Origin of the sequence: Rummeliibacillus pycnus (assembly GCF_044359855.1) — a bacterium.
In the GTDB taxonomy this organism is placed as follows: Bacteria; Bacillota; Bacilli; order Bacillales_A; family Planococcaceae; genus Rummeliibacillus; species Rummeliibacillus pycnus_A.
In genome coordinates this window covers 1,392,582-1,404,832 of the sequence record NZ_CP132291.1, presented here as the reverse complement: position 1 = coordinate 1,404,832, position 12,251 = coordinate 1,392,582, and the positions used below count along the sequence as shown (strand labels likewise).

The 12,251-nt window shown below is 28.6% G+C and carries 9 protein-coding genes; 8 read left to right on the top strand and 1 reads right to left on the bottom strand.

Going from position 1 to position 12,251, the window contains the following annotated elements; translation table 11 throughout:
• The first annotated feature begins 800 nt into the window (after positions 1 to 800).
• Positions 801 to 1,970: an MFS transporter gene (locus tag Q8X41_RS06945; protein WP_397539525.1), complete on the top strand. Its 1,170-nt coding sequence runs from the start codon at positions 801 to 803 to the stop codon at positions 1,968 to 1,970.
• A gap of 159 nt (positions 1,971 to 2,129) precedes the next feature.
• On the opposite strand, the gene Q8X41_RS06940 is transcribed toward Q8X41_RS06945, so the two are convergent.
• Positions 2,130 to 3,020 carry a helix-turn-helix domain-containing protein gene (locus Q8X41_RS06940; protein ID WP_397539524.1) on the bottom strand — a complete coding sequence of 297 codons (891 nt, stop codon included), beginning with the start codon at positions 3,018 to 3,020 and terminating at the stop codon, positions 2,130 to 2,132.
• A 171-nt stretch (positions 3,021 to 3,191) separates the two neighbouring features.
• Here Q8X41_RS06940 and Q8X41_RS06935 point away from each other — a divergent pair, with 171 nt between their 5' ends.
• From Q8X41_RS06935 to ribD, 7 genes are all read left to right on the top strand, one after another.
• The gene (locus tag Q8X41_RS06935) at positions 3,192 to 5,102 is read left to right on the top strand and encodes a RiPP maturation radical SAM C-methyltransferase (protein ID WP_397539523.1); all 1,911 of its coding nucleotides are present in this window, start codon (positions 3,192 to 3,194) and stop codon (positions 5,100 to 5,102) included.
• Positions 5,099 to 5,830, top strand: a complete 732-nt coding sequence (locus Q8X41_RS06930) for a DUF5825 family protein (protein ID WP_397539522.1) — start codon at positions 5,099 to 5,101, stop codon at positions 5,828 to 5,830. The genes Q8X41_RS06935 and Q8X41_RS06930 overlap by 4 nt, the downstream gene beginning before the upstream one ends.
• Before the next feature lie 384 nt (positions 5,831 to 6,214).
• Complete coding sequence (locus Q8X41_RS06925) at positions 6,215 to 7,255, top strand: ThiF family adenylyltransferase (RefSeq protein WP_397539521.1); 1,041 nt, start codon at positions 6,215 to 6,217, stop codon at positions 7,253 to 7,255.
• Positions 7,248 to 8,735: an ABC transporter substrate-binding protein gene (locus Q8X41_RS06920; protein WP_397539520.1), complete on the top strand. Its 1,488-nt coding sequence runs from the start codon at positions 7,248 to 7,250 to the stop codon at positions 8,733 to 8,735. The genes Q8X41_RS06925 and Q8X41_RS06920 overlap by 8 nt, the downstream gene beginning before the upstream one ends.
• A gap of 11 nt (positions 8,736 to 8,746) precedes the next feature.
• The gene (locus tag Q8X41_RS06915) at positions 8,747 to 9,508 is read left to right on the top strand and encodes a cupin-like domain-containing protein (protein WP_397539519.1); all 762 of its coding nucleotides are present in this window, start codon (positions 8,747 to 8,749) and stop codon (positions 9,506 to 9,508) included.
• 887 nt (positions 9,509 to 10,395) lie between these two features.
• Entirely contained in the window at positions 10,396 to 11,139 is a 744-nt protein-coding gene (locus tag Q8X41_RS06910) for a GTP cyclohydrolase II (RefSeq protein ID WP_397539518.1), read from the top strand.
• Positions 11,140 to 11,152: 13 nt separating this feature from the next.
• On the top strand, positions 11,153 to 12,250 hold the full coding sequence (ribD, locus tag Q8X41_RS06905) for a bifunctional diaminohydroxyphosphoribosylaminopyrimidine deaminase/5-amino-6-(5-phosphoribosylamino)uracil reductase RibD (protein WP_397539517.1): 1,098 nt from the start codon (positions 11,153 to 11,155) through the stop codon (positions 12,248 to 12,250).
• Position 12,251: the final 1 nt, after the last annotated feature.

Here is a 12,251-nt window from a genome sequence, read left to right as displayed (position 1 = left end):
ATGAGCGGTATTTAAATATGGCAGGGATTTCAATTAGAGAAGATTAAATAGTTAACACCCTTCAATGCTATGGGCGTTTAATATTAATTGAGTGTGGTGAGTTATTATGTATAAATACGCTAATAAACATTATAATTTTAATGAAAAAGAAATAAAAGAACTAAAAAATAGATTTAATTATCTTGAACAGGAAATAATAGATTTGAATATGCAAAGAGTCAGTTGGTATTAAGTAGGGTAAATAAAATATCCTACTTTTTTTATTTTATAAAAAGGATGTGCGTAAATGTTAAATATTGAACGTGTCAAAAATTGAAGTCAGGGGTATTGAACTAACAACAGATGAATGAAATATATATCTATCAGAAAATGGGTTAATTCCTAATGAGGTATATCAGCCTGTATTATCCATACTTGAATCTGTAGCAAATAATCCTAGTGCAATGAAGAACTATGTTATTTATTGACCGTAACACAGTTCCATGAAAACTTAATGAAACAAATTGATCAGTTACAAAATAAAATTGATAATTTGCAAGTTGAGGATACAAATACTGATAGTGATTCAAGTTTCTTTTTGTTATTTGCAGATTAGGGGGGATTATGTCTTGTACCATTCCATAAAATATTTCTCAATGGGATAGTCTTTTTGCGGATCGAGTACATCGTGTGCCTCTATAAAGCGGGAGAGGGCAAATGGGTGTTTTACATTATAAGTATACTTATAATTCATGGTGTAAATGAAGTACATATACTAAACTCAAATATAAAAAAATATATAGGATGTAGAGGTTAGTCAGATGAATAAGCAAATGAAAAAAATGTACTTTTATATTTTTTGGGCAAGTTTATTTTTTGAACGAACTTTATGGATGATATTTTTATCCAATAAAGGATACTCACTTATTGAGATTGGATTACTACAAGGATTATTAAACATAATAATGGGAGTATTTGAAATTCCATCAGGTATTATTTCTGATAAAATTGGAAGAAAAAAATCTATTATACTTGGACACATATTTATAATTTTATACTTATTAACTTTCTTTGCATATGAATATTATCCGATTTTATTAATTGGATTTGTATTATATGGAATAGGCGTTTCATTGATATCTGGATCAGATCAGTCTCTTGTATATGAGGGGATTTCATCAGATGATAAAGAGGGAGAATATACTAAGTTTATTGGTAAATATAATGCTATTGCAATCATTGCAATAGCTATTAGTGCATTGTTATCAGGAACTATGTATAAAATAAATGAATTATTAATATTTAGCGTAACTATTGCTGCTCAACTTATTGCATTAATACTAATTATGACGGTGAAGGAAATTAAATCTACAAAAGAAAAGGATGAAGGAAATAAATTTAGTGACATTTTAAAAGAAATAAAAATATTTGTCGCTACTAGGAAAGAGTATAAACTATTAATTATGGTTATTGCTTTAATGCAGGGATTAGTATCTATTTTGTATCAATATGGTGCTATTATGTTAAAAGATGTAGGATTTGGGATACAAACCATTTCTATTTCAATTTTTATTCTTTCTGTCATAAGTGCCTTGGCATCATTTAAAATTGAATATTTAATTGGGAAAATTGGTAAGTATCGTATTATATTTTTAACATTATTAATATCGGTGATTTTGTATTTAGCAATGAGTATTAATGTAGCGCTTATCATCTTGGCTATATTTATGATTACAAATATTTTATTTGAAATTTGGGATACAAGTTTAAATATAGAATTACATGAAACTGTTACAAATAAAATAAGGACATCATTACTATCTATTTGTAATGCTTTAACAGGTCTTTTAATGGCAGCATTTTCTATGATTATTGGTGTTTTAAATAAAGTAGTGGAATTAAATATGGTGTTTATGATTCTTGCAAGTACTGTCACAATCATTTCTATTTTCTTGTACTTAAAGTACTTAAAAACAATAAAAAAAGTTTAAATTATATATTTAAAAAATGCATCATTTTAGGGCTATAAGCTCTAAAATGATGCATTTTTTAGGATATTAAGAATTTAAAATTAAATAATATTAAGATACTTATATTTTATTGTGAAATAAATAAAAACAACTAAAATTAGGTTGAATAGAATTAATGTTCTAATCTAAATTAAGAAATACGCGATGTTCTTTTTCCATTATTTCCTTATACATTTTTCTATCTAATATGTTGAAGAAGAAATAAGCTTTATTAAAAGAATGAGATATATCTTCCTTTTTATAATTTAGTTTTTCTTGTATAAGACCTAAGTAATAATAAAAACTACCTATAAAAGACATGTTTTCCAAATTGATAGAACTTTTAATTCCTATTTCTATTTGTATTTTTGATTCTTCTAAAGAATTCATATCATATAAAGTTTTGGCTTTATTGTATATTATTCGAAGTTTGTATACTTGATGGTTTAAACGAGGCGACATTGTATCATTGATATTTAAATTAATTTTGTTATAGAAAAAAAGTGCTTTTTCATAGTTTTTGTTAGTGGAATATAAAATAGCAATTGAATTGCATATACGATCGTATAGAAAATCTTTTTTTAAAATAGAATTATGCTTACTATTTAATAAATTTATTAATCGTTCAATAGCAATGTCGATGGAAATGAAATTTAAGTAATATGCACTTAAAAAATAATGCCAATGCAAAAATAATTCATACCATTTATCTTTTGGTTTAAATGATAGCTCTCGTTTAATAATTGAATAAATTAATTGATAGTTATGAGAGATAGTCAATGACTCTAACTCTTGAACAATTGAATTAATTAAAGGATAGTCTTCATTTAACATAATATTAGCAAAATATGAAATGGGTTTATCTAACTTTAAAGAGATTAAATACAAAATATCAAGTCCAGGTTTAATAGCTCCTTTTTCAATCATACTTATTGTGGCTTGTGTACAAATTTCTTCTCCTAGTTCTTTTTGTGTTAAATTTTTTTCTTTACGCAATCGCATTATTTCTGAGCCTAATGAATTATCAAACATAAAAATTATCCTTTCAAAAAATTAATATATTATATAGAGGTGTAAAAATGAATAAATATAATTATTTGAAAATCAAAAAAATGTTACCATTTATCTACATTAATTCAATTTTATTTACAATTATAGCACTAGATTTACCATTTGTACATTAAGGATAGGGGGCGTGTGTATATGAAAATATTATTAATAACAATGCCGTGGGCTTCAATAGATATGCCTTCAATTCAGTTAGGGATATTAAAATCTGTTGTAGATGAAAAGTATTCTAATTCAAATGTATCTTGTGAAATTTTGTATGCGAATGTTTTATGGGCAGAATATATTTATCAAAAAAGTAATGGAGATATAGATAGAGCATACAATTATGCGTTAATTTCAGAAGCTGATTTTGCTTATGGTGTAGGAGATTGGATTTTTACAAAAGCATTTTATGGAAAAGAGTATAAACGTAAAGAGTATGTTCAATTTGTTTTAGAAGAGAAAGCACTTACTAAAGAAGAAATGGAAATCATCGAGTGGATGTATGATGAGGCACCAAATTTTATTGAATGGTTAATGAATGAACATATTAATCAAGAATACGATTTAATTGGATTTACAAGCTCGTTTATGCAAAATATGCCTTCTTTAGCAGTTGTTAAATCTATTAAAGAGAAATATCCAAATACTAAGATTGCATTTGGTGGAGCAAATTGTGATGGTAAACAAGGTGAAGCTCTTCATAAAAACTATCATTATATTGATTTTGTAATGAGAGGAGAAGGAGAGGTTTCATTTCCACAGTTAATCGAAGCCTTACTAACAAATCAAGAAAAAGTAAAATACAAAAATATAAATGGGCTTTGTTATAGAGAAAATGGAGTTTCAAAATTTAATCCAATGTTATCTGTGCCAATTGATTTTAATAGTGTTCCATTTCCTTGGTTTGATAATTACTTCGAATTAATTCATTCTCTAGATGTTTCAGAAAATATAAGACCATCTTTAATCTTAGAAACTTCCAGGGGATGTTGGTGGGGAGCAAAACATCAATGTACATTTTGTGGACTTAATGGTTCTTATATTGGTTTTAGAAGCCAACCAGCCGAACGTGCATTCGATATGATAACTAGTATGGTAAAAAAATTTAAAACAGTTGATATCTTTATGGTGGATAATATTTTAGATATTAAATATATGAAAGAACTTTTACCAAAAATAAAGGAATTAGACTGGAATTTACATATTTTTTATGAAGTAAAAGCTAATTTGATGGAAGATCAAATAAAATTGTTTCATGAATCAGGAATTAAAAAAATTCAACCAGGTATAGAAAATTTAAGTAGTCAAGTGTTGAAAATTATGGATAAAGGAATTACAGGAATTCAAAATGTTCAATTACTAAAGTTTTGTGAACAATATAGTATTACTGTTACTTGGAATATATTATACGGATTTCCTGGTGAAAAATGGGAATTCTATGATTTAGAAAGTATGAAACTCTTAAATCATATTCAACCACCAGGTGGTGCAGTCCGAATATCTTTAGAGAGATTTAGTCCATATTTTAATAAACCTGAGATGGGATTAAAAGTTATAGAACCAGCAAAATTTTATAAATTAGTTTATGACTTACCTGAAAAAGAACTTATGGATATGGCATATATTTTCGAGTCGAATAAAGCTGGATTATCTGAGAATCAAGCAGATATTTTAAGAAATGTTATCAATGATTGGCAAATGCTATATACAAACGCGGAATTCTATTATAGATACAATATGAATGGAGAATTATATTTCTTTGACACTAGAGGAATTAAAGATGAAAAAGAAACATATTGGAAAGATCCACTACACATTGAAATTTTTAAAGAACTAAATACTGTAAAAACAATAAAAGCATTAAAAAACAGGCTTAATGCAAAATTGTCTGATGACAGAATAAACAATGGTTATTTTGAAGAGTTTTTAAATTCTAAATCAAAAGAAGGCTATTTCTATAAAGAAGATGACAAATATCTCTCTTTAGCAATTCCTTATGATTCTCAAAGAATCCGTTCAAATAGATACTTGGAATTTATGAGAGAAGAGGTACTACAATGATTGATACTATTAATTACATTTCAAATGAATCGATTGCTGCAGCTTCTTGTTTTGGAGATAAAGCACAGACAATTAAGTTAGAATATGCAAAATTAAATGTATTTTTATCAAAGTTAAAAAATATTAACAGTGATAAAAAACAGTTAGGATTAGAAATTGAGATTATCCGCCAGGCAAATGATAACCTCAATGGAGAATTTATAACGGAATTAAAAGAATTTGGAGTAGAGAAAATATACACAACTCTTGAGTTAAATGAGAAAAAATGTAAACAAACTCTTAAAGAGCTACATTTTTTAAAAAAATGTCAAGAAAATTATATCGTTCTCCAATGGGAGCAAAATTCTAAACACGTAATTGATTTTTCTCCATTATTTCATTTTCAACCACCGTATTTAAGTGAAAATGAGGATGAAAATTTAGTGATTACTTGGAAAAATAATTACGCCCTGGAAAGTCTTATCTATAGACAAGGACCAGAATATATAAAAATTAGAGATGCTCGTATTCAAAACGAACCTCAAATTTATGAATTAATTACAAATTTAGAAGTAAAATTATTTAATTGTACAAAAGAATTTCAAAAATTAGATGAATTAATATCTGAATATACTGAAGAATTGGTCATTTTATTTATTGACCTAGGTATTTTAGTGTGTGTAGATAATATGGTGTTTAATATAGTTCAGCATATTAACGAAAAGTCTATTCCTTATACAACAATTTAATTTTTATAAATCTATGAAGGGAGGTGATTGAAAATGCGTATCGTAAAAGTGAAACCAACAACAAAACGATTAATAGTTAACCGTTCTTAAAATTAATAAAGGCAATGAAAGGAGGTGATTAAAAATGCGTATCGTAAAAGTAAAACCAACAACAAAACGATTAATAGTTAACCGCTCTTAAACTTAATAAAGGTAATTAATGGAGGTGATTGAAAATGCGTATTGTAAAAGTGAAACCAACAACAAAACGATTAATAGTTAACCGATCATAATATAACACTCCATCCATGTCTTTTTAATAATACTTAATCTTTGAAAGAAACATACTTGAACTCAAGTATGTTTCTTCTTTATATAAAAATATAATAAAGGAGTTAGATCGAAGTGAAATTTAGAATTGCAGATAGATACCAAATAATAACTTTAAAAAATGGTCGAGTTTTTCTAGTAGATGATGATATCTTTGAACTTGAAAAAATATCAGATGCACAGAGAACGGCATTAATCTCTTTGAAAAATCAATCTTATTCTTTAGAGGAATTAATAAGTAATTCAAGTGAAAGTGAAAAAGAAAAAATAAAGGAATTATTTAAATCGTTATTAGAAAATGGAATTTTACGTTCTGATTATGATAGACAACAGTATAAGGGGACCATTGTACAAAATCAGATAAATTATTTAGATGATTTTGTTGATAATGCAAATCTATCACAACAAAATCTGGAAAAAAGTTGTGTTGCAATTATTGGAGTAGGAGGAGTAGGTTCAGTCGTACTACAACATCTGGTTGGAGCGGGAATAAAAAAATTTATATTGATAGATCCAGACACTATTGAGATTGATAATTTTAACCGACAATTCATTTATAAAAAGGAAAACATTGGTGAATTTAAGGTTGATTTAGCAAAGAAATATATTGTGGATATGGATAATAATTCAACTGTTTATGCGTATAAAAGTGTGATTCATTCTGCAAAAGATTTAGAAATACTAGATAATCACAAAGTGGATTTTCTTGTAAATGCAGCTGATCAACCAAAAAATTTGCCATGTATAATTGATGATTATTGTAAAGCTAAAAATATACCCTGGATTTCTGGTGGTGTTGGTAGACATAGAGGTTTTTGGGGACCGCTGATTGTACCAAATAAAACTAAATGTTTAGCATGTCATAATAAAGAAGAAAATGACTTTATGGAAGATTGGGAAAAAGAAATAAGAGATTCTAGTAAGCTTAAAATTAAAGCTTCATTTGGTGCAACTAATACTATTATTTCGACATTTTTAGCAAAAGATATCATACTTTATATGTCTACAAATAGTAATGCAATAAGTATGGGGAGAAGATGTACTTTCGATTTTATAAGTATGTCAGTTGATTTTTATGAAAAAGATGATTTAGATAGAAGGTGTTACTGTGGTTAAAATTAATCAATTTAATCAGAATATAGTTGCTAGACCAATTCAAAATCGTATAGGAAGTAAATTAATTATAGAAATGGATGATATGCCACTTTCAATAGATTCATTATTTTGTTTAGATTTTAATGGAAGAATCATTAATCAAGCAATCAGAGAACCATTATTATACAAAGATGAAGATAGTAAATCATGGGTTGGTGCTGCTGCGAAAAGTTTTAATCTCTCAAAAGACAAGAAAGTTATACTTTTTAATTTAGACCCTAAAAAAAAATGGTCTGACGGGAAATCGGTAATTGCAAAAGATTTTGTTGAAAATTTTTATAGAATGTTTACTCTTGATAGTCCATTTTCGCAATTATTTTTAGATATAAAAAATGCAAAAGAAATTTTAAATGGTGAAAAAAAAATTGAACAATTGGGAGTAAAGGTAATTGATGATTATATATTTAAGGTTGAATTTGAAAATAGTGTCCCATATCTGTTTGAATTATTTTCATTAAGCGCCAGTAGCCCGTATCCATCACATATAACTAGAATGAATTTTGAAAAACCTATTTCAAATGGTCCATATCAAATCATTGAAATTGGAAGTTCTTATATAGAGTTGGAAATAAATCCGTTTAGAGAGAAAATCGATAAGAATTCTATAAAAAATATTAGGTTTGATGTTTATAATGACGCACAAAATTCTATAAAGCGCTATAAGGAAAACATAGTAGATATAACTTGTCATACTCATTTCCCATTTTCGCAATTAGAACATATGTCAAAATATACAGATTTTCATTTAAAAGAATCCTCGATTTTGTTTAATTTACAATTCAATCCAAATTCAATTCCTGTTTTAAATAATAAGGAATTTAAAAAAGATCTATATAACTCTATTGACAGAATAGAATTAGAAAAACAATTAAGAAGTGGAGTCAATGCTTGTGGAAACTTTATTCCTGAAAATTTAGTAAGGATTTTTTTGGGTGAAGATAAATTAAATTCAAATATAAATTCAAAAAAAGAATTTTTAAATAAATTTAAAGAAATTACTATTACTTTTGCTGATTTTTTTCCGAATGAAGAAATTATAGATTTTATAGCACAAGAATGGAAAGATAAATTGGGCATAACAGTAATTAAAGAAAAACTACCTTTTAATATGTTTGTTGAAAGGGAAGATACAGGGGATTATGATATGTGTTTATCACTAGTTAGTCCATTATTTTCACATCCTTTTGCATACTATATACCCTATTCGTACGAAATGTATGGTTTAGAAAATGAAGAAGTATATTCTTCATTATTAGAAAAAGCAATGTTAGATAATACTTATGAAAATTTATCTTCTTTAGAAGAAACACTCTTAGATAATTTACCTATAATTCCGATATGTACAGGTAAAAGTATTTATATGAAAGATTCTTTAATAATAAATTATAGATTATCTAGTGATGGAATCCCGTCATTTAATAATTTGAAATGGAAAAAATAGGGGTGAATAAAATGGTAAATAAAATTAAAAAGGAACTTTCTCAAAAGGAATTTTTAATAGATTATGCAGAAGCACCATTATTATTAGAAGGAATAGCCGATAACTGGAAAGCTACACAAATTTGGTCATTAGAATATCTTAAAGAAAAATATGGAGATAAATTAGTGCTAATTCGAAAGTGTAACCCTACAGAAATTTCGGAATTATATGAAACAACATTAGGAGAGTATATTGAATATTTAAAAGTGGAAGGACAAGAAGAAAATCCATGGTATTGTACATGGCACTTTAGTGACAATTGTAAAGAAATTTTTGAAGACTATAATTCAATTGAAATCTTCAAAGATAATTGGATAGACTATATTCCACGTGGAGAAATGAATGATTGTAAATGGTTATTTATAGGTCCAAAAGGTTCTGGAACACCTTTACATTTAGATTTTGCAATGACAAGTGCATGGAATGCTGTTATCACAGGTAGAAAGAAATGGATTTTCTTCTCACCAGATAATTCAAAATATATGTACGATGGAATGGTTGATGCATTTAATCCAGATTTAGAGAAGTTTCCTGAGTTTTCAAAAGCTAACCCTATAATTGTATACCAAAATCCAGGAGACATAGTTTATACACCATCTGGCTGGTGGCATCAAGTAATTAATTTGGAAGATGGAATTTCCATTACTGAAAACTTTATTAATAAATCAAATGCAAAATCAGCAATTTTTCCATATATTAAATTATTGTTCGAAAAAAATGAGTGGACATTCTAAATTTAAAATAATTGTAAGGTCAAAAAAGTAGATGTTGAAAGAGTTTCTTTCCTTCAACATCTACTTTTTAATTGATAAAAAAAATTCATGGCTTGAAAATATAAATAACGATTAACTTTCAAAAATATATTTAATTTTATAATCCATATATTTCAAAAAAATTATTCTTTTCCCTTCACATCGCTAATATAATGATCAAATATAACGTCATCAAATCGATTTCCTAAATATCTTTTGACTTCATAGTGAATTAGCGCCACTTTGATAAAGCAAGGTATCATGTGTACGTCTTAAGTCGTGTGGTGCCACCTTTGTTAAAAATACCAATTGATGTTCGGTTGTTTCAACCAATAAAAGTTCTTGTAGTGTTTGCTAAAAAGTAGCCTTATTGAGGTTGCGACTTTAACAATAAAAATAACAAAATTTACTGATAGTTTTTTTAAAAACGATACCGTGTCATTATGTTGTTGATACTAAAGGATTTCTAAATAAACGGATGTTGGGAAATTTTAAAGTCTAATAATTTTAGATCCAATACAAAACCTTCTCAATATCAAATTACAAGTTCAAAGTATTAACTTTCAAGTGAATCAAGAACATACCAAAAAGCGAATGCAATTCATTTAAGTGTTCGCTTCTTTTTTTGCCCTTCATGAAAAAATACTTTCTTCATTCTATAATAAGTAAATTTATTAAATCAAATCATTAAACAAGCAGTCAAAATAATTGTAGAATAATAATAGAACAAAGAATATAATCTTAAAACTTTAATTCTTAGTTTACTAGTGTGTTCAATAAGATATATTATTTGACTACTAATAGGTTATAATTATATACTTGCTTACGAATAGTAAGTGATAGACAAATAGGAAAAACTAGGTGAGAATATGACAACATTACAAAAGACTATAGATTTTTTACAAGATAAAATGCAATTTGCGAAACGTTCAGAAACAGAAAATATATGTATTGTAGGGCCGGTAAAGCTTCCAGTAAAACAAGGTGATTTTGAGGCGACTTTTCAGTGGTATTCATGGCATGTTGTGGATGCAAAGCTATCTAAAGAAGAAGTAATTGATTCACTTGCAACGTCCAACTTAGCTTTTGGTCAACAATCATCAGTCCTTGCTTATGGTGATTTTGAAAATGGTGAGGAAGCACTAATACGTATGCACAGTATTTGTCATACTGGCGATATTTTTGGAAGTCAACGCTGTGATTGTGGCTACCAACTACATGAGTCTATGAAAATGATTAAAGAGCATGGTTGTGGGGCTATATTTTATTTAGCGAATCATGAAGGCCGTGGGATTGGGTTGTTTTCAAAATCGTTAGCTTATTTATTACAAGAACAAGGTTTTGATACAGTTGAAGCGAATCATGCACTTGGCTTTGAAGATGATACACGTAATTATGAAGACGCCATTCGTGTTTTAGAAACGTTACGCCAAAAACCTGTAACACTCATTACAAACAATCCAAAAAAATTAAAAGCATTAAAAGAACATGGATTATTGGCGGATGGGCATATACCTCTTTGGGGAGGATTAACAGAAACCAATAAATTTTACTTACAAACAAAAATAAATAAATCAGGTCACATTGCACAACAAAAAGTAACGGTACAGTAAGGAGCTACGCAACATGAAAACAGATCAAGAGTACATGCGTTTAGCGTTAGATCTAGCAGCTAGTGCTAAAGGAAATACAAATCCGAATCCACTTGTAGGAGCGGTTATTGTCAAAGATGGTGTGATTGTTGGTACTGGACTTCATCGTAAAGCGGGAGAACCACATGCGGAAGTACATGCCTTTAATATGGCTGGAGAACATGCAGAAGGTGCTACATTATATGTAACACTTGAACCATGCTCGCATTACGGTAAAACACCACCTTGCGCAAATCGTGTAATAGAAGCAAAAGTGAGTCGTGTCGTTGTGGCGATGCAAGATCCAAATCCTCAAGTAGCAGGACGTGGTATCAAGCTTCTTCGTGATGCAGGTATTGAAGTAGAAGTTGGTGTATTGGAAGAAGAAGTAAAGCGTTTAAATGAACGCTTCATACACAACATGATATCAAAACGACCATTTGTCATTTCAAAATTTGCGATGACATTAGATGGTAAAATCGCAACTCATACTGGTCATTCAAAGTGGATAACTGGGGAAGCGGCTCGTACGAATGTGCATGAAATTCGTCATGAAGTGGATGGAATCCTAGTTGGGGTTGGAACAGTACTAGCAGATAATCCATCATTAACAACTCGTTTACCTCAAGGTGGCAAAAATCCAATTCGTATTATTCTAGATAGCAAGTTACGTATACCACTTGATGCGAATGTTATGAATACAAGTGAAGCTAAGACAATCATTGTGACAGATAAAGCTGTTGATCGAACAAAAGCAGCCGAATACGAAGCGAAAGGTGTTCAAATTCTGTATGTTCCAACTAATGAGCAAGGTATCGATTTAAATGCGACATTAGAAGCTCTTTATCAAGAAGGGATTACAGATATTTTAGTAGAAGGTGGCGGTGCGATACATGCATCGTTTGTACGTAGCAAACTGATTGATAAATATATTATTTATGTTGCACCGAAAATTTTAGGTGGCGAACATTCGATTTCTCCTGTTCGAGGAGAAGATGTGGACATGATGGATGCAGCCTCTCTCTTAACATTTGAATCATTTGAGAAATTTGGCGAAGATCTTCGTATCATTGCCTATCCAAAGGGTGAGTAAG